General features: G+C 47.2%; 20 protein-coding genes. 19 read left to right on the forward strand and 1 reads right to left on the reverse strand.

The features are described from left to right. Positions 1-62: 62 nt before the first annotated feature. The 4 genes from BLCOC_RS01895 (at position 63) to BLCOC_RS01910 (ending at position 4,004) form a co-directional block, all read left to right on the forward strand. Positions 63-1,142 carry a uroporphyrinogen decarboxylase family protein gene (locus BLCOC_RS01895; protein WP_018594661.1) on the forward strand — a complete coding sequence of 360 codons (1,080 nt, stop codon included), beginning with the start codon at positions 63-65 and terminating at the stop codon, positions 1,140-1,142. Between the two features lie 172 nt (positions 1,143-1,314). Next, on the forward strand, positions 1,315-2,739 hold the full coding sequence (locus BLCOC_RS01900) for an MATE family efflux transporter (RefSeq protein ID WP_115624194.1): 1,425 nt from the start codon (positions 1,315-1,317) through the stop codon (positions 2,737-2,739). Then, positions 2,732-3,331 (forward strand): cytidylate kinase-like family protein, encoded by a 600-nt coding sequence (locus tag BLCOC_RS01905; protein ID WP_115624195.1) that lies wholly within the window; start codon positions 2,732-2,734, stop codon positions 3,329-3,331. Before BLCOC_RS01900 ends, BLCOC_RS01905 begins: the two co-directional genes overlap by 8 nt. 184 nt (positions 3,332-3,515) lie before the next feature. Then, positions 3,516-4,004, forward strand: a complete 489-nt coding sequence (locus BLCOC_RS01910) for a CarD family transcriptional regulator (protein ID WP_018594658.1) — start codon at positions 3,516-3,518, stop codon at positions 4,002-4,004. 76 nt (positions 4,005-4,080) lie between these two features. Here BLCOC_RS01910 and BLCOC_RS01915 read toward each other — a convergent pair whose 3' ends face one another. Next, positions 4,081-5,034, reverse strand: a complete 954-nt coding sequence (locus BLCOC_RS01915; protein ID WP_115624196.1) for a hypothetical protein — start codon at positions 5,032-5,034, stop codon at positions 4,081-4,083. A gap of 199 nt (positions 5,035-5,233) precedes the next feature. On the opposite strand from BLCOC_RS01915, the gene BLCOC_RS01920 reads away from it, so the two are divergent. The 15 genes from BLCOC_RS01920 (at position 5,234) to BLCOC_RS01990 (ending at position 19,482) form a co-directional block, all read left to right on the forward strand. Then, positions 5,234-5,725: a GNAT family N-acetyltransferase gene (locus BLCOC_RS01920; protein ID WP_115624197.1), complete on the forward strand. Its 492-nt coding sequence runs from the start codon at positions 5,234-5,236 to the stop codon at positions 5,723-5,725. Between the two features lie 289 nt (positions 5,726-6,014). After that, positions 6,015-6,497, forward strand: coding sequence for a DUF2975 domain-containing protein (locus tag BLCOC_RS01925; protein ID WP_115624198.1), 483 nt, complete (start codon positions 6,015-6,017; stop codon positions 6,495-6,497). A gap of 12 nt (positions 6,498-6,509) precedes the next feature. After that, positions 6,510-6,716: a helix-turn-helix domain-containing protein gene (locus BLCOC_RS01930; protein ID WP_018594653.1), complete on the forward strand. Its 207-nt coding sequence runs from the start codon at positions 6,510-6,512 to the stop codon at positions 6,714-6,716. 49 nt (positions 6,717-6,765) lie between these two features. Continuing rightward, the gene (locus BLCOC_RS01935) at positions 6,766-8,175 is read left to right on the forward strand and encodes a DUF4153 domain-containing protein (protein WP_115624199.1); all 1,410 of its coding nucleotides are present in this window, start codon (positions 6,766-6,768) and stop codon (positions 8,173-8,175) included. 163 nt (positions 8,176-8,338) lie between these two features. Beyond that, positions 8,339-9,007, forward strand: a complete 669-nt coding sequence (locus BLCOC_RS01940; protein ID WP_115624200.1) for a response regulator transcription factor — start codon at positions 8,339-8,341, stop codon at positions 9,005-9,007. Between the two features lie 4 nt (positions 9,008-9,011). Next, positions 9,012-9,992, forward strand: a complete 981-nt coding sequence (locus tag BLCOC_RS01945; RefSeq protein ID WP_165907248.1) for a sensor histidine kinase — start codon at positions 9,012-9,014, stop codon at positions 9,990-9,992. Positions 9,993-10,098: 106 nt separating this feature from the next. After that, a complete protein-coding gene (locus BLCOC_RS01950) occupies positions 10,099-10,791 on the forward strand; it encodes an ABC transporter ATP-binding protein (protein ID WP_018594648.1) in 693 nt (230 codons plus the stop codon). Beyond that, positions 10,775-13,396 carry an ABC transporter permease gene (locus tag BLCOC_RS01955; RefSeq protein ID WP_115624202.1) on the forward strand — a complete coding sequence of 874 codons (2,622 nt, stop codon included), beginning with the start codon at positions 10,775-10,777 and terminating at the stop codon, positions 13,394-13,396. The genes BLCOC_RS01950 and BLCOC_RS01955 overlap by 17 nt, the downstream gene beginning before the upstream one ends. Positions 13,397-13,518: 122 nt before the next feature. Then, on the forward strand, positions 13,519-14,007 hold the full coding sequence (locus BLCOC_RS01960; protein WP_115624203.1) for an RNA polymerase sigma factor: 489 nt from the start codon (positions 13,519-13,521) through the stop codon (positions 14,005-14,007). Further along, positions 13,997-14,626, forward strand: coding sequence for a zf-HC2 domain-containing protein (locus tag BLCOC_RS01965; protein ID WP_115624204.1), 630 nt, complete (start codon positions 13,997-13,999; stop codon positions 14,624-14,626). The genes BLCOC_RS01960 and BLCOC_RS01965 overlap by 11 nt, the downstream gene beginning before the upstream one ends. Positions 14,627-14,832: 206 nt before the next feature. Further along, positions 14,833-15,873, forward strand: coding sequence for a DctP family TRAP transporter solute-binding subunit (locus BLCOC_RS01970; protein WP_115624205.1), 1,041 nt, complete (start codon positions 14,833-14,835; stop codon positions 15,871-15,873). Between the two features lie 17 nt (positions 15,874-15,890). After that, positions 15,891-16,370: a TRAP transporter small permease gene (locus BLCOC_RS01975; RefSeq protein WP_115624206.1), complete on the forward strand. Its 480-nt coding sequence runs from the start codon at positions 15,891-15,893 to the stop codon at positions 16,368-16,370. Further along, on the forward strand, positions 16,370-17,653 hold the full coding sequence (locus BLCOC_RS01980; protein ID WP_018594642.1) for a TRAP transporter large permease: 1,284 nt from the start codon (positions 16,370-16,372) through the stop codon (positions 17,651-17,653). The genes BLCOC_RS01975 and BLCOC_RS01980 overlap by 1 nt, the downstream gene beginning before the upstream one ends. Positions 17,654-17,669: 16 nt before the next feature. Then, entirely contained in the window at positions 17,670-18,527 is an 858-nt protein-coding gene (locus BLCOC_RS01985; RefSeq protein WP_115624207.1) for a transketolase, read from the forward strand. A gap of 19 nt (positions 18,528-18,546) precedes the next feature. Continuing rightward, on the forward strand, positions 18,547-19,482 hold the full coding sequence (locus BLCOC_RS01990) for a transketolase family protein (RefSeq protein ID WP_115624208.1): 936 nt from the start codon (positions 18,547-18,549) through the stop codon (positions 19,480-19,482). Positions 19,483-19,520 lie beyond the last annotated feature (38 nt).

Below are 19,520 nucleotides of genomic sequence, written 5' to 3' on the forward strand. Positions count from 1 at the left end.
TGGTCTGCAGCGGCAGATACGCAGATATATTACGGGTGTAAACAGGATAGGAGGTATATGATATGGTATCGAAATTTATGCAGACAGCGGCAAACAGGGATTATTCTAAGCACTGGCAGGCTGAGGGGAGTTTTCCGTGGATCTTCCAGCAGCCTAAACCGCCCATTGAAGAGCGCCCCATCAGCGTGAGGGAGAACTATATCCGATGCGTAAAGGGAGAGGAACCTTACTGGATGCCGGCGTATTTCTATGAATCCAACACGGTTTGGCCGGATGCCATGGAAGAACATCCCGTTCCCGAGGTGGATGGTTATGACTGGTGGGGTGTTGACTGGTTTATGGTGGACGGGATCAATGGAATGATCACCCGGCCGGGAACCCGTACGATCTCCGATTTCGCCAAATGGAAAGAAGAACTTCCCTGGCCAGATCTGTCTGTTGTGGATTTTAAAGCTGACGGAGAGAAGCTTCAGAAGGCCATGGACCCTGACCGGCCCCATATCTATGAGTGCGTGGAAGGCATTTTCGAGAGACTGCACGAGCTGATCCCATTTGATGAGTCTCTGGTGGCTTTTTATGAGGAGCCGGAACTTCTGGAGGAGTTTTTCCAGAAGATGGCGGATTATAAGATTGAGAGCACAGAGCAGATTTTCAAATATTACGGCAGGGTGGACGGCGTGCTCTATCATGATGACTGGGGGACACAGCGAAGCGGATTTTTCTCAAATGAAATGTTCAGGGAGCAGCTTATGCCTGCCACATCCCGTTATCTGAAATTCATAAAAGACCAGGGCAAATTTATAGAACTGCATTCCTGCGGACGCAATATGCAGTATGTGCCGGAAATGCTGGAGATGGGAATTGATATGTGGACACCTCAGGCAAATGCAAATGACCCGGATTTCCTGCACAACACTTACGGAAAGCAGATGACCTTCTGTTTCCCTGTGAATATCGGGAATGACTGGGATGAAAAGCAGATCCGGACAGCCATCCGCGATTATGTGGACCACTTCGGAGAGAACGGCAGAATGATGGCGTGGATCATGACAGAGGTTCCGGACCCGGTAAAAGAGGAGATCGCCAGAGACGAGTTGTATCACTATTCTCTGGAATATTATAACAAACTTTACCACAGATAAAATTCTTGACTCTGAAATTTTGCGGTGATAAAATAAGATTACCGAGTGGCAGGAAGCGTAAATCCAGGTTTTGGATTTACGCTTTTTTTATTGCACAGGGAAGTTTTCAGCGGTAGTTTATGGCAGCTTTTCTTAAAAGTCTCCAAATACAATTTCGGTATAGGAGGATATTATGCAGAAAGAATTTTCAAAAAACAAAATGGGGACAGAGCCGATCGGAAAGCTCATGCTGACCATGGGTATCCCTATGATCCTGTCCATGGTGCTGCAGGCATTTTATAACATTGTGGACAGTTACTTTGTGAGCTGTATGCCTGACGCAGGAGGTATTACAGGGCTGGGGGAGTACGGTGTCAATGCATTGACTCTGGCATTTCCCATACAGATGCTGATGGTCGCTGTGGGAGTAGGTACCGGCGTGGGTATCAACGCACTGCTCTCCAGGAGTCTGGGACAGGGAGACAGGGAACGGGCCAGTAAAATTGCGGGAAATGCTATTTTTCTGGGAATCTGCACATATGTTGTATTTCTACTGGCAGGACTTTTTGGAGTGGAGCCATATCTTAAGACACAGACGTCAGATCCGGTTGTATTGGAGATGGGGAGCGCATATCTGAGGATTTGCACTATTTTATCCTTTGGCGTTATTTTATTCATGATCTATGAGAAACTTCTGCAGGCAACCGGACGAACTGTGCTCTCCACAGCGGCACAGGTTGCAGGTGCAGTGACAAATATCATTTTAGACCCTGTTTTGATTTTCGGTTTGTTTGGTTTGCCTGAAATGGGCATTGAGGGCGCGGCTTACGCCACGGTGATGGGACAGTGTGTGTCCATGGTGCTGGGAGCATTCTTCCATCATGGCTTTAACCGCGATGTGGAATCCAGGCTCCGGTATCTGAAGCCGGATAAGGGTATTATTGCAGACATTTATAAAGTCGGTGTACCGGCAGTCATTATGCAGGCACTGATGTCTTTTATGACTTACGGTGTGAATATTATTTTCGGCAGGGTATCAGGAGCGGCAGTGACAGCATACGGGATATATTATAAGATCCAGCAGTTTGTATTTTTTGCGGCTTTCGGACTCAATAACGCATTGATACCAATTGTGGCCTTTAACTATGGAATGCAGGATAAGCGGCGTGTGAAAAGCGGGGTCAAATACGGACTGCTGTATACACTTGGCATTATGTTTGTCGGTGCTTTGGGGCTCCAGATATTTGCGGAAAACGTAGCAGGAATCTTCTCCCTTTCCGCACAGACGCAGGCGCTCTGTGTGAAGGCCATCCGCATTGTCACCTGGGGGTATCTTTTTGTGGGGGCAAATGTGGCGCTTCAGGGAATCTTCCAGGCATTTGGAAATGGTGTGCGTTCTCTGATCCTTTCCATGGTAAGGCTTGTGATCGTTGCCCTTCCGCTTGCTTATTATTTTACTACACTTGAAAATGCTGAGGATCTGATATGGTGGGCTTTTCCCATTGCAGAGGGATGCGGGCTGCTTGTGGGGATGGTATTTATGAGGATGACGGCAAGGGAAAAGCTGAGGACGGCAGGTAATAGAAGAACAGAGAGGGAGGCGGAAAAATATGCATAAAAAAATCATTACGATCAGCAGGGAATTCGGAAGCGGCGGCAGAACCATAGGGAAAATGGCGGCAGAGGAGCTGGGAATTTCCTGTTATGACAGGGAACTGATCGAGAGGGTGGCAGAGAATACCGGATTTGCTGCGGAATACGTCAGGGAACAGGGTGAGGATGTACCCGCCAGAAATTTATTTGCCTATGTCTCTGCGGGCAGAGGTATGGATGGTCTGTCTCCGGAAGACTATCTCTGGGCTGCCCAGAGTAAAGTTATATGGGAACTGGCTGAGAAAGAACCTTGCGTTATCGTTGGGAGATGCGCGGATTATGTACTGAGAAACAGAACCGATTGTCTGAATGTGTTTATACATGCATCTATGGAAAAGCGGGCCGAAAGAATTGTAAGGCTCTATGGAGAGCGGGATACATCACCAATGAAACGTCTGAGAGAAAAGGATAAAAGAAGAAAAGTCAATTATAAGTATTACACAGATCGGGAGTGGGGTATGGCCCAGAACTATCATATCACATTGGACAGCGGAGAACTGGGGCAGGAACGCTGTGTGCAGATTTTAACAGATCTGTATAAAACAGAATATGTGTGATTTGTACAAGGTAAAACTGCCGTTCTATTGGGAGAATCGCTGAAAATTGTCCATACATTAAAAAAGCCCTTACAATAATTTCTGAAAGGTGTTATACTAAGACAGTAGGAACTCGCATTGATAAGCCTTGTCTTGCCCTTTTCGGCAGGTCAGGGCTTTTCTGGATATGGAAGGAGCGTGCCGTATGATACAGGAAGGCGATATTGTAGTTTTTAAATGCAGAGGATTGTATAAGGTTCAAAAAGTGGGAACTCTGAATTTTTCAGGTGCCGACAGGAAGAAAGTATACTATACGATGCAGTCTGTGGATGATGAAAAGGAAAAAGCATACATCCCTGTGGAAGGTGACCACAATATCAGGAGACCTGTGACAAGAGAAGAGGCGCTGACGTTGATTGATGAGATGGATGACATTGATATTCTCTGGGTTACAAATGAGCGGATGCGGGAACGGGAATACAAGTCCTGCATTTCAAGCTGCGAATGTGAAGCATGGGTTAAAATTCTGAAGACATTATACCAGAGAACCAGTAAAAGAGGCACTATTACCAGTATGGATAAAAAATACCGTCAGATAGCAGAGCGGGCACTGCACAGTGAATTCGCGTATGCTCTGGGTATTTCAGCAGACAAGGTAGATGACTTTATAAAGAGCAGAAAAAATGATGATTAACAGACGATGAATAACAGACAGGATCATACAAAATCCCTGGGCGCCATATCGGTGCACAGGGATTTTGTTATTTCGTTTACCAACAGTTCTTGCATGCCTCGTACCTGCTTTCGGCCTGGGAAAGGGTAACCTGGCGTGCGTTATCAGGATTCATATTGCCGCAGTTGGGAATGCGGTGGTATTTTTTGCCGGTAGCTGAAAGCCACACCATTTGCTCCACTGGCTGGGCGGCAGCGGCTTCCGCTTCCTGGGCAGCAGCAGCTTCGGCCTCCGCCTGAAGCCTTGCTTCCTCCTCGGCCTGCTGCTGTGCCTCGGCTTCTGCCTGCAGTCTGGCCTCTTCCTCCGCCTTCTGCTGCGCTTCAGCTTCTGCCTGCAGCCTTGCCTCTTCCTCCGCTTTTTGCTTTGCCTCAGCTTCCGCCTTTTGTTTTGCTTCCGCCTCAGCTTTTTGTTTCGCCTCAGCTTCCGCCTTTTGTTTTGCTTCCTTCTCGGCTTTTTGCTTTGCCTCTTCCTCGGCCTTTTTCTTTGCCTCAGCTTCCGCTTTCTTATCGGTGACAGAGATATGTACGGCATTGCTGTTTTTGCCTTCCGCTGTCTTTAGATAGACGTTGCTTTCCCCTGTTTTTCCTGAGCTTTTGATCGTGCAGGATGTTTCGCCCTGGGAATAGTCAAGGGTCAGAAGGCTGCCGTCTGTTACCAGTTCAAGATTTTTGAGGCGGGCATCCTCGGGCTGGACCTGAATGTTGAGCTGATATTCTGAATTCACATCCATCTCATAGTTGGAGGTGGGAGATATGGAAATCTTCTCAATATCAGGAGCGGATGCCTGGGCGTAGCCGAATGTACACAGGGACAGCAGGGATAAAGTTCCCAGGGCTGCGGTGTACTTTTTCTTCCTGAGCGGCTCTGCCCTGAATTTCCTCCGGTACAAAAAGATGGCCGGAATAAACAAGATCCACGCATAGGGCAGCAGGTAGAGAAGCATTCCAAGGCCGAGCAGTGTCAGAAAAATTTTCATTATTATTTTACCCATAAAATCCCCCCTTTTTATTACTATTTTAACACAAATAAACAATAATAAAAGAGTTGTAATGCAGGAAATACCTGAAAATTGCTGCCGGCGCGGAGCAGGCAGGAACTAGTTTTTTCTTGACAGGGATTGTATAATAGATAATAGCTGTTTGGCGGGTCTGCATTATAAACAAATATGTTATACACAGGAGGAAAATCTCGTGAATATAGGTGTTCGGAAGTTTGAAAAGAAAGATATAGAGAGCATGATATCCATATGGAATGAAGTGGTGGAGGAAGGTGTTGCCTATCCCCAGTTGGATCTGCTGGATGTGAGTACAGGAACGGATTTTTTCTGCGGACAGACATACTGCGGGGTGGCAGAGGATTCTGCATCGGGTGAGATTTTGGGACTTTATATTCTGCATCCCAATAATGTGGGCAGATGCGGCCACATATCCAATGCCAGTTATGCAGTGAAATCCTCCGCAAGAGGAAAATATATTGGGGAGATGCTGGTAAAGGACTGTTTGATACAAGGGCGCAGATGCGGATTCAGGATCCTGCAGTTTAACGCTGTTGTGAGGACAAACAGGGCGGCGCGCCATCTGTACGAAAAACTGGGATTTAAACCGCTGGGCGTTATCCCTGGTGGTTTTTTAATGAAGGATGGTCATTATGAAGATATCTGTCCATATTATATAGAATTGTAAATAGAGTTGTATAAGGAAAATAAAAATGAGTCAGGTGCTTTGGTGCCCGGCTCATTTTTTCATGGTCATTGGGCGGATGTGTGATGTGCCGGGAAATCTGCTTGGTGAATTGAAGAAGTAAGTTCCAGTTGGAAATCGTAAATTCCTATGGAACATTTTTTTGATTTGACGAAAAACGATTGATATTTATTGTAAAACGATAAATATATATTGACATTTCTATGATAGGGCAATATAATGAAGCATAAGGAACAGATTTTATTTTGTTTGAAACTACAGGAGGAGAATTATGAAGCAAACAGAAATGTCGAAATATTTGAAGATAATAACAGCCGGAACCGGAATCCTGTTTCTTGTGTTGGTGGCATGGTTTATGCCTTCGGTACTGAAGCAGGTGCTGGAGGGGCAGGCGGGGAAGGGTATATATTGGGGTACCTGCATTTTCATCTGGATAACAGCAGTCCCCTGTTTTGTATGTCTGGTCAAATTCTGGGGCATATGCAGCAGAATCGGAGAGAACAGGTCCTTCTGCCGGGAAAATGCCGAGGCGCTGAGGCAGATGAGCCACTGTACGCTTGCTGACAGTGTGCTTTATGCTCTTTTTCTGGGGGCCTTCTGTATTCTGGGATGGTATTCTCTGGGGATTGGATATTTATTCGGTATTGTATTGATCCTGTTTATCTGCATTACACTTACAGTCCTGTGTGCTGCCCTGTCCCATTTGGTCTACAATGCAAGCCAGATACAGGAAGACCAGGATCTGACCATATAGGAGGCACAGAAGATGGCGATTATAATTAATATAGATGTTATGCTTGCTAAGAGGAAAATGAGCGTCACGGAACTGTCGGAGCGTGTAGGAATCACAATGGCCAATATCTCGGTATTAAAAAACGGTAAGGCCAAAGCCATAAAGATCAGCACATTAAATAGTATCTGCAAAGCCCTGGAATGTCAGCCGGGAGATATTCTGGAGTATGTGGAGGACTAGACTGCCTGAATAGATAAAAAACGTCAGGACCGAGAAAGGAGCAGTAAATATGAATACGGATAAACAAATGCCGGTAGGCAGTGAGAACGGTCTGCCCTGTGAAAGTGCGCCCATTTTGGAGGAAGATGAGTGGAGAAGAGCAAAACCAATAGATGCGGACAAAAAAGATAAATGCTTTGCCTGGCTGTATCTGCTGGTGGGATATGGGTTTGTATACACCTTTACCAGTATGAATTTCGGAAGACATCTGGCATTCTTTACGATCGCATACGCGGCTGTGGTTCTGGCCTATATTTTCCAGAAGGGAAAGCGCCCCGGGCGGGAGAGCTGGTTCTGGCTGGCTATTATGCTCAGTATGGGAGTGCCCTATGCTTTTTGGAGTGCTATGCCGTTTCTGCAGGTTCCCGTACTGATCGTATGCGCGGCGTACTGGACACTGATCATATCCGGCAGCCTTCTGGAAAAGGATAAGACATCCCAATGGATTTTGTTTGACGGTTGGAATGCGCTTCTGCGTGTGCCCTTTGGAAATTTCGGCTGTGGTTTTCAGATCATAGCCGGAATCCATGGAGATGGTGATAAGGATATGGATGATGAGGAGATTTGTGAAAAGAGCAGAAAGAAGGATATCAGGTACATTTTTCTGGGGATCGTCATGGCTGTTCCTATTTTGCTCATTGTGCTCCCGCTCTTGTCCAGCGCGGATGAAGGGTTTCAGAGGATGCTGCAGAGCAGCGGAGTATATATACAGGAACATTTTCTGTATAACCTGGCCAGGATGATACTGGCACTGCCTGTTGCTGCATATTTATTCGGATCCATCTACGGGGGAATCCATAAAAGGAATACAGACAACATAGATAAGGAGTCACTCAGGGAAACGTCCCGCGCTGTTCGGATCGTGCCCAATACAGCCATCACTACGGCCATGCTGATCGTGTGTGCCATTTACCTGCTGTTTATAGGGCTGCAGGGGAAATATCTGTTTTCCGCCTTTGCTGGGATACGGCCGGAGAACTTTACCTATGCGGAATATGCCAGACGGGGATTCTTTGAGCTGTGCCAGACTGCTGCGCTGAATCTGGTTCTCCTTCTGGGCGCAAATACATTTTCCAGAAAAGGCAAAGAAGGCAGCGCTGTACTTCGGTGGCTGAATGTCCTGCTCTCTGTGCTCACCCTGCTTCTTATTCTGACAGCTATGAGTAAAATGGTTCTCTATATTGCTGCCTTTGGTTTTACTATTAAGAGGGTGCTGACTATGGTGTTTATGATCTGGATGGCTGTGGTGTTCACTCTTGCCATAGTACATCAGTGGAAAAAATTTCCCGTGGTGCGTATCTGTGTGATAACAGGAGCGGTTTTGTACTGCACACTCTGCATACTCCCTGTGGAACATATGATGGATGCTTATAATCAGAAATATTCTCCCAAACAGACGGCGGAGGAAATCATATATTAGATGTAAGACCCCTGCGGCTCATGATCTTCCGGATCGTGAAGACGCAGGGGTTTTTATACGGAAATTTAATACATCTATCCAGAATCCCTGTCATTTGTTATAATTTCAGAATAGAAGACGATTCAGTAACGATTCATGATACAGAGAAAACAGGTGTGAACAGATGAAAAAAATAGCAGTGATCGAAGACGACGAACTTTTGAACCAGGCCCTGGTCATTACCCTGGAAAAAGAAGGATATCAGGTGACAGCGGGAAAATCGTGCAGGGAAGGAATAGCTCTGCTGCAGGACGGCCCGGATCTGATGCTGGTTGACATAAATCTTCCGGACGGAAACGGGATCGCCGTCTGCCGGGAGGCGGAGCGCTTTGGGAAGATACCCGTACTCTTTCTGACGGCCAGAGATGAAGAGCAGGATATGCTGGAGGCCTTTGAAGCCGGGTGTGACGATTATGTGGTAAAACCTTTTCAGATGAATGTGCTGAAGAAGAGGATTGAAGCCATTCTGCGGCGAAGCGGCGGGGAGGAGGATGTTTTTTTGTACCGGGGACTTAAAATTGATTGGAAGAAAAAACGGGTATTTTACCAGGAGCAGCGGGTGAGTCTGACTGCAAAAGAATACAGCCTTCTGGAGCTTCTGGTCCAAAACCGGGGACAGGTTCTGACAAAGGAAATCATATTGGAAAGGATTTGGGATATTGACGGTCTGTTTGTAGTGGAGAATACAGTGAGTGTCACCATCAACCGCCTGAGAAAGAAAATAGAACCGGACAATTCCCATCCCATATTTGTAAAAAATGTATTCGGTCTTGGATACACCTTCGGAGATTAAGCTTATGGAGAAAAAATTATATTATACAGCAGGGAGCCTCCCTGTTATTATGGGAATCCTGGCTTCTATCCTGGCTGCGGATTTTGGATATCTGCTTTTGACCGTCTGCTTCCTGTGCTGCTACATTCCTTTATTTTCGGGGATAAGAAAAAAATACGAGAAGGATCTGATACAGATTTCCGATATACTGGAACAGCTTATTCTGGGAAAGGGAAGCCCAGTCATTCCTGAAAATACCGACAGTCTGATATCAAAGCTCCAGGCCCAGACTGTCAGAATACATGCCATGGTGACAAAATACAATGAAAAACTTCTGGAAGAGCAGGAGGAGGTACGACGCTTTTTATCGGAGATTGCCCATCAGATCAGGACTCCTCTGACCAATATGGAGACCTACCTTGATCTGCTCCGGGAACAGACGCTCACAAAAGAGGAGCAGATTACCTGCATCCGGGCAGTGGAACAGTCAGAGCGTAAAATAAAATTTCTGACTGAGAGCTTCATATCTGCATCCCGCATGGAGCACAGGATCATCCAGATCAGAAAAGAGAGACAAAGTCTCAGGGAAACCATAGCCAAATCCATTTTCCAGGTGAGGAAAAAGGCAGAGGAAAAGAGCATGGAAATAACTCTGGAGTGTTCTGAAAAGATTTTCCTCCCACATGACAGAAACTGGCTTTCTGAGGCAGTGGCAAATCTGTTGGACAACAGTATAAAGTATTCCCCTGAAGATTCAGATATTATTGTCCGGGCAGTGAAGAACGAAATGTTTACACAGGTTGAAGTCCGTGATTTCGGCATGGGGATATCCGGTGATGAGAACCAGATCTTCCGCCGGTTTTACAGGGGAAGTGATGTGAAAAACCAGGAGGGGTTCGGCATAGGGCTGTATATCACAAGAGAGATCGTGAAGCGGCATGAAGGATTTTTAAAGGTGAAAAAGGAACCTGATGGCACTTCCATCTCAATTTTTCTCCCTTGTTAGAAGATTGTTAGATTTACCTGCTATCCTCATATCATGCAGCAGACAAAGAGCTGCGATTAAATTGATCCGCCGCTGGATTTTTGGCGGGCAGGCAGGGAGGAAAAGTATGGAAGTTTTAAGGACAAGAGGTCTCGAGAAAATTTACAGGACAGGGGAACTGGTGGTCCGGGCGCTGGACGGCGTGGACATAGATATCCGTGAAGGGGAATTTATCTCAGTCATAGGGTCCTCAGGAAGCGGAAAGACCACGCTGCTGAATATGCTGGGCGGTCTGGATTATCCGACCACAGGAAGTGTGATGGTAAGGGGATACGAGCTGGCGGCAATGGACAATGATGAGTTGACAGTATTCAGGCGCAGGAATATCGGGTTTGTTTTTCAGAACTATAATCTGGTTTCTGTGTTGAATGTATACGACAATATCGTCCTTCCGCTGAAACTGGACGGTGTGAAAATAGACAAAGAGTTTGTAGACAATATCATTCACTCTCTGGGGCTGGATGAGAAGATTTATCAGATGCCCAATACTCTTTCAGGCGGACAGCAGCAGCGGGCCGCCATAGCCAGGGCGCTGGTGACAAAACCGGCTATCGTCCTGGCTGATGAGCCTACCGGAAACCTGGATTCCAGGACAGGGCTGGAGGTGATCGGCCTGATGAAAAACATGGCAGAGGAGTATTCGCAGACTATCGTCATAGTCACCCACAATGAGGAGATTGCTCAGATGACCGACAGAATGATTCGGATCGAAGACGGACGGATCTGCAGAGGGGAGGCGGGCCATGGAACTGAGGAATAATAACAGGGAGGTGATCCGGGAACTTGCGCAGGCCAATTACAGGAAGAACAGGGGACGGAACCGTGTCCTCACACTGGCTGTTGCTCTGGCAGTTTTTATGGTATTCGGGGCATTCAGTATTGCCAGGGGGAAAATGGAGGCAGACTACCTTTTATATGCCAGAAACGGCGGCAGCGTTGCCAGCTTATCCCTGGAAGACGGAACAGAAAAACAATATGAAAAAATAAAAACACTGGATTACGTAAAAAATGTGGGCCTGCAAAATGACTTTGCCGTCTGGCAGAAAGACGGTGTGCCTGTGCTGGGCTGTACGGTTCTCGACAATACGGCATTTGAAAAGCTGCAGAAACCGGCCTATACAGATGTCACCGGCCGCTATCCCCAAAAAGAAAATGAGGTTATGCTGCCCCTTCGCGGGCTGGAACAGCTTGGGATCCATGAGCCCAGTATAGGGATGACACTGAACGCGGAACTCCTGTTTCAGGAAGACAGGGACACTGTGAAGGACAGTTTTGTCTTATCCGGTTACTATAAAGATTATGTAAACCCAATACTAAATGCCCCTACAGCATACTTCTCCGAGAAATACTTGGAAAGTCAGGGGATTTCTCAGTTCCCGGTCAGCTATATCCTTATGGAACAGAACGGGATACTCGGAGACGGGGAGCTGATGGAGGAAAAACTCTATGAGGATGTACCTACAGAATCCGATGCCCAGCAGTTTATCGGGATGAACTCCCTGGCTTTTACGGTTGTGGAGGATTTTGCCGGCAGTTATATGGTTGCATTTCTCTGCAGTGTAATGATTTTGAGCGGTGCCTTTCTCCTGATCTACAATGTGCTGTCTATCACTTTGGGAAATGATATCCGGCAGTACGGACTATTGAAGACGATTGGCACTACCGGCAGCCAGATCAGGAAAATTGTGCTTTTTCAGACCGGGAGAGTGATCCTGACAGGGTGCCTGTGGGGAGCTGCGGCAGGTTCACTGATCATGATTTTTGTGCTTCCCAAGACTCTGGGCGCATTGTATCTGCACGGTATGGGGAGTGCCGGCGGCATGGCTGTTTTTTATCCCGGGTTTCTGGCAGTCAGTGTGGTATTTGTGGGTATGACCACATTACTGGCCGCTTTTATTGCTGTCAGAAAAGTAATGAAGCTCAGTCCCATAGAGTCTGTTCGCTATGAGGAGACAGGGGCCGGAGGAAAAATAAAACAGAAGAAAAGTAAAAACAGCACTTCCATAGCGGGCATGGCGTGGAGAAATATCGTACGGTCCAAAAGACGTTTTACAGTCACGCTGCTTTCCCTGAGTATTGGGTGTATTTCTGCCCTGGGGGCAGTGGTCATAAGCAGAGGAACAGATATTACAAACAGTATTGAGAAGCGCCCGGACTTTGATATCAGTACATTTACGGATATTGAATATGATGCCGGATATGCACAATACGATTGGGATGATGAAACGCCTGTTATCACAGAAGAGACTGAGAATAGGATACTTGCAGTGGATGGCGTAACTGCTGACAATACGAGATATACAAAGGGCTGCTATGCCATGATCGCCATGCCCACTGAGACAAACGGGACAGAGACAGGCGGGGACGAAGCCCTCCTGCCGCGTCTCAAGTCCGTATACGGCACCACAGCCGTAAATTTCTTTGCTACCGTGCAGATCGTGGATGATGCATTTGTCAAGGAGCTGAGGGAGTATGTGGAGGAATATGGGATAAAGGCAGATGTGGACAGTCTGGAAGACGGTACAGGCACTATGCTTCTACACACACATGAGCTGTCAAAAAAGCTGCAGGAAGAGGCTGATGGGACCATTGGAAAGCCTCTGCGTTTTTACAGCCTTTCGCTGTTTACGGAGAAAGTAGATGACAAGTATCTGAAAGGGAAACTCTCCTGTGCAGGGTATCTGGATATTTCAAAAAAACATTTTCCGGCATTGAGGATGACAACTCATGGAAGCGGGATCAATTATTTTATTATGACAGAGAAGGCGTTTAAAAGCCTGGATCTGAGGGAGAAAACCTTTGGCCTGCAGATTGATGTGGACAGGGAGAAGGAACCTCTGATCAAACAGGAGCTTACCAGGATCATACAGCAGGACAACAGAACAAGAGATGAGAGACATTACATGTATATGAACAGCAAATCAGACGCCCTTGAGGATGCCTCCTCCTATATCCGGGCAAGCAGGATCATTATGGGGACATTGAGTATCCTGCTGGTTGTGATGGGCATTACGAACTATTTTAATACACTGTATACAAGTCTGACAGCCAGGCAGAAAGAGCTGGCTGTTATGGAGAGCGTGGGAATGACAAGAAAACAGCTTGGCAGGCTGGTAGTTTTGGAGGGAGCATTCTACGGAGGGAGTGTGATAGGGATACTTCTGACATTTGGCTCTGCGGTTCTCTGGATCTTGGGGAAGGCTGTAAAACAGAATCTGCTCTACTTTAAATTCTATTATCCCTGGAGCTGGATGGCAGGCATTGCCATAAGCCTGCTGGCGGTCTGCATACTGACCGCAGTCTGTATGTACAGGCAGATGACCGGAAAAAGCATAACAGAGCGTCTGCGCAGATATGCAGACTGATGAGCGGAATATTGCGGCTGTTCAGTGCCTTCACGGCAGAACTGCCAAATAGTTTTTAATTTTTTTCAATTATCTGTAACAAAAAAAGAACTGCCGGCTCTTATGGGTGAGGAGGACAAAAGATGCAGGATATAGAGCAGATTTATACCAAATATGCGGTCCAGGTATACAAATACCTGTTCAGCCTCTGCCGCGATCCTCACACAGCAGAAGAGCTGACGCAGGAGACATTTTTCAGGGCTATGAAATCTATAGACAGCTTTCGGGGAGAATGCAGGCTTTATGTCTGGCTCTGTCAGATCGCCAAGAATCTCTGGATAAAAGAGAGAAGACGTCAGCAGAGGGTGGACAGAGAAGAGCCGGGAGATGAAATCCCATCAAAAGCCATGCAGCCCGACGAGGAAGTTATAGCCAGGGATGAGAGGATGTGCCTGTACAAGAGTCTGCATCAGCTTCCGGAACCTGTCCGTGAAGTCATGTATCTGAGGATCAGCGGTGATTTCAGCTTTCGGGAGATTGGGGAGATACTGGGCAGAGATGAGAACTGGGCGCGGGTGACATTTTACCGGGGCAAACAGAAAATCAGAGAGGAGAACAGGCATGAAATGTGATGTAATGCGGGACCTTCTGCCTTCCTACGCAGATGGGCTGACCAGCGGAGAGAGTAACAGAGAAATTGAAAAACATTTGAAGACGTGTGCAGGGTGCAGACAATATTATCAGGAGATGACAGGGGAAGTCCCCCAGGTTCTGCCGAAGGCAGACGTGAAGGACGCGGTTTTGATCGCGGGAATGAGAAAAAAGAGAAAACGGGCACTGGCAGCTGCAGTTGCAGCCGCATTGATCCTGGCGGCTGCAGCCCTTTGGAGCTTCATAGGATATGGTGTTGGGAGCGGGAGGGTACTGGCAGAAGATGTGAAGCTGTCCTATGGTCTGAGGGGAAACTCAGCATATCTGGATATGATACCCAAAGGGGGCGACTTGGAATTTAATGGTTCCACAGAAAAGATAAAAGACAGCAGTGGAAAAGTCATTGGAAACCGCACCCGTCTGAAGGCGCTGCGTTTCAGAAAGGGACTTTTTGGAAAAGGCGGTATGGGCTGGGAAGATGAAATCCAGGGGGATGGTTATATCTGTGAATGGATCCTGGAGTTTTCAGACAAGACCATCACGATCAGAAATGGAGAGCTGGTCAGTGAAAAAGATACCTCCTCTTTGGGAGAGGATTAAAGAATAAAAACAGGGAACAGCAAAAGAGAACCGGTGGATATCGGTTCTCTTTTGTGCATAATGTACAGAAAGTGAACGGAAAAATTGTTCATATAATGGAATCTACCGAAAACAGTTGACTTTCCAAACATAGGATGTTAGGATGTAATCATAGAAAAACAACCAACGTAGGATGTTAAGGATGGGGGAACTTAAAGGAGGTATTTATGAAAGCTAGGGTGTTGAGCCTGCTGACTGCCGGAGCCGTTATGACAGGACTGCTTACGGGGTGCAGCGGAGGTACAGAGAACGTGGGGGCTTCCGGTTCGGCCGGAAATGGTTATCAGAAGATTGAACTGGTCATGGCAGTGAACGGAACGGACATTCAGATTGATTCCAGAGTAGCGGACAAATTTGCAGAGCTGGTGAAGGAAGCATCTGATGGAAATGTGACCATAGACGTATATCCCAACGATCAGCTTGCCGGAGGAAACTCTACAAAAGGAATTGAGATGATCGCAGGAGGAGGCGTGGATCTGGCGGCCTATGCGACCTGTGTCATGGCAGTCATTGACGAGCAGTTGTCCGTGGCTACGATCCCATGGATATTCGATGATTACAAACACGCAAGAGAGGTTATTGACGGCACCGGGGGCGAATATTACGCAGAGCGCCTGGAGGCAAAAGGGATCACTTACCTTGGGTCTTTCCACAATGGTTTCCGGCAGATCACTAACAGCAAGCGGGAGGTCCGTACACCGGATGATGTAAAGAGATTGAAAATTCGTGTGCCGGGCAGTGAAGTTTATATGAAGTTCTTTAAAACTTTAGGTGCAGACCCGGTGGCCATGAGCTGGAGTGAAGTCTTCACAGCGATCCAGCAGGGAACCATCGACGGACAGGAGAACGGCATCTGTATTACAGAGTCCGCCAAGATGGATGAGATCCAGGACTATCTCACTCTCTGGAACTATACATATGAAAATGATTTGTTTGTAGCCAACACAGAGATCTGGGAGTCCCTGGAACCAAAGACAAGAGAACTTCTTCAGGAAAAGGCAAAAGAGGCCTGCGAATGGGGAAGAGATACTGTGGAGGAAGAAGAGGCAGCCATTGTTGAGGAGTTCAAATCCGAGGGTATGACTGTGACTGAGCTGACAGAGGAAGAACTGGATGCCTTTAAGAATAAGATCAGCGGTGTGAAACAGGAATTTATTGAAAAATACGGTGAGAAAGCCTGCAAAGCTTTCGGCATAGAAAGTGAATAGGAAAGGGAGGAAATAAAATGCGGATATTTGACAAGATAGAGGAGATATTGGCAGCAGCCTGCCTGATCGTTATGACGATCCTCACATTTGCCAACGTGGTCGCCAGATACCTGTTCAGTGCGTCCTTCTCCTTTTCAGAGGAAATCACAACATATCTCTTTGTACTGCTGAGTATGCTGGGTACAGCCATAGCCGCAAAGCGCAGAGCCCACCTGGGACTGAGCATTGTGACAGACGCAGTCGGACCGAGGGCAGAGAAGGCATTAAAGATCATCGGTTATTTTGTGGCAGTGTTGTTTACCGGAGCCATTTTTTACTACGGAATTCTCATGGTGAGAAATCAGAGGATCCTGGGACAGGTTACAGCCGGTATGCAGTGGCCGGAATGGATTTTTGGATCCTTTGTTCCCATTGGCGCATTCTTTGCCACAATACGTTTTATACAGGTTTTAATAGAAGAGATTAAGAGAAATCCGGAAGAGGAGGTAAACAAATAGTGGTAGCAGCAATCCTTTTTATAAGCTTCGCCGTACTGCTTCTCATGGGAGCCCCCATAGCCGTGTGCCTTGGTACCTCCAGTGTGGTAGCTATGATCGTTCAGGGGGCAGGAAGACCGCTGGATACGGTAATGAGCAGTCTTCCTATGATCGTATCGGCGTCAACCAGCAAATTCGTATTACTGGCAATTCCTTTCTTCATTTTAGCAGGAAACATTATGGAGAAAGCGGGAATATCAGAGAAACTCATCAAACTGGCTGAGGCTTGTGTAGGGCATATCAGAGGCGGACTTGCCATTGTATGTGTCATTGTTGCCTGCTTTTTCGCGGCAATATCCGGTTCAGGTCCGGCTACAGTGGCGGCACTGGGTGTCATTATCGTGCCGGCCATGATCAAATCAGGCTATAAACCTGCGTTTTCCGCAGCGTTAATGGCAGCGGCTGGAGCCATAGGGGTCATCATTCCTCCCTCCATAACCTTTGTGGTATATGGCTCCATTGCCGATACATCCATCGGAGATCTGTTCATCGCAGGACTTGTTCCCGGGCTTCTGATGGGATTCGCACTCATGGTAGTGGCTCTTCTGGTGGGAAGGAGATCTAATTTGAAGACACTGCCCAAAGCCAGCAGAAAAGAACGCTGGCTGGCATTTAAGGACGCGTTCTGGGGACTCATGATGCCGGTCATTATCCTGGGCGGTATCTACGGTGGTATCTTCACCCCCACAGAGGCCGCAGCGGTATCTGTTGTATATGGTTTGTTCGTAGGAATCTTTATTTACAAGAAAATAAGGCTGAAAGAATTTTACGCCTTGCTTCTTGATACCACATCCACAACGGCAACCGTAATGTTCATCACAGCAGCAGCCAGCCTGTTTGCCTATGTGCTGACAAGGGCCAGACTCGACGTGGCTATCAGCTCCGCGCTTCACAATGCCACAGGCGGAAATGTAATAGTCTTCTTCATTATTGTAAATATTATCCTGCTGATCGCAGGCTGCTTCCTGGATTCTACCTCAGCCCTATACATCTTTACACCGCTGTTTGTACCGGTGGCACAGGCGCTGGGCGTGGATCTGATCCACCTGGGTGTTGTGATGATCGTGAACCTGGCGATCGGGCTTTTTACTCCCCCTGTAGGCGTAAACCTCTATGTGGCCTGCGGTGTGGGAAATGTAAACCTGAAGCAGATTTCAAAAGCAGTTGTATCATTGATCATAGCGGCATTGATCGTACTGCTGTTAGTAACTTATATACCTAAAATCTCATTGCTATTTGTATAAAAAAGGAGCGAGGAATATGAAAAATGTAAGTGTTGAAGAACTGGAAAGACAGAGTATTGAACTGAGGAAAAAGGTGATCACCATGATCCACAAAGCGAAATCCGGACATCCCGGCGGCTCCCTCTCCGCTGCCGACTTTGTGACAGCCCTGTATTTCAGGGAGATGAATGTGGACCCCAAGAACCCTAAATGGGAGGACAGAGACCGTTTTGTATTGTCGAAAGGACATGTGTGCCCTGTACAGTACGCGGCACTTGCCACACTGGGATTCTTTGATGAGTCTGTGCTGGGCACTCTCCGCCAGGAAGGGTCTATCCTGCAGGGGCATCCTGATATGAAAAAATGTCCGGGCATTGATATCTCCACAGGTTCCCTGGGACAGGGTCTTGCCTGCGGGGTAGGAATGGGAATTGCTGCCAAAAAAGACAACAGGGACTACCGTGTATTCGTAGTCGTAGGCGACGGCGAATGCCAAGAGGGTGAAATCTGGGAGGCAGCCCAGACCGCAAATAAATACCAACTGGATAACCTGGTAGTATTTGTAGACAACAATAACCTTCAGCTTGACGGTACCACAGATGAGGTTATGCCGAACATTAATCTAGGTGAGAAATTCAAAGCATTCGGGTTTGATACCTATGAGATTGACGGACATGACATGAAACAGACTACAGATACTCTGGACAGGATCCGCATGAGAAAGAATGGAAAGCCTAAATGTATCTTTGCCAATACGGTGAAGGGCAAAGGCGTATCCTTTATGGAAAACCAGTGCGGATGGCACGGAGTGGCACCAAATGATGAGCAGTACGAACAGGCAATGAAGGAACTGGACGCGCAGCTTAAAAAACTGGAAGTCAGAAAATCAGCATAAGCGGATGGAGGATAAGAATATGAGTGAAGTAAAGAAAGCCACCAGAGACGGCTTTGGTGAAGAGATTGTAAAGCTGGGCAAACTGGACAATGATATATATGTAGTGGACGTTGATATAGGAAAATCCTGTAAGACAGTGGAGTTCCGCAAACAGCTTCCGAAACAATACCTGAATGTGGGCATTGCAGAGCAGAACGCGGCCGGTGTTGCAGCCGGACTTGCAACCTGCGGAAAGATTCCGTTTGTAGTGACCTACGCTGTATTCGGCTCTCTGAGAATGTGCGAGATGATCCGCCAGGAGATCTGTTATCCCAAATTAAATGTGAAGATTGCCTGCTCCCACGGCGGCGTTACCCCGGCAAATGACGGAGCAAGCCATCAGAGTATTGAGGACATGGGAGTTCTGCGCACCATCCCCAACATGACGGTTCTTATGCCGGCAGATTATCATGCGGCGAAAAAGCTGGTGAAAGCAGCGGCAGAATATGACGGACCTGTATATCTGCGTTTTACAAGGGATGCGATTCCGGTCATCTACCCGGAAGATGCTGAATTTGAGATTGGCAAAGCCAACAAGTTAAAAGATGGAAAAGACGTTTCCATCATTGCCAACGGAGATACGGTTTCTATCGCTTTAAAGGCAGCGGAGCAGCTTGAAGCACAGGGAGTGTCCGTGAAATTGTACGATATGCATACGATCAAACCTCTGGACGTGGACGCAGTGACCGAGTGCGTGAACGAGACAGGCAGGATCATCACTGTGGAGGACCACAACATCATGAACGGCCTGGGCAGCGCAGTCAGCGAAGTGGCAGCAGAGACAGGCAGATGTATAGTAAAACGTATCGGTATCCAGGATCAGTTCGGCCAGTCAGCACCTTATGAGAGACTGCTGGAGATGAACGGGATCACAGTGGAGAATATCGTGAACACGGCAAAAGCGTTAGTAAAATAGAGACCTGGGCAGAAAGGGTTATAGCAGGAAATAAAAAT

Origin of the sequence: Blautia coccoides (genome assembly GCF_034355335.1) — a bacterium.
Taxonomy (GTDB): domain Bacteria; phylum Bacillota; class Clostridia; order Lachnospirales; family Lachnospiraceae; genus Blautia; species Blautia producta.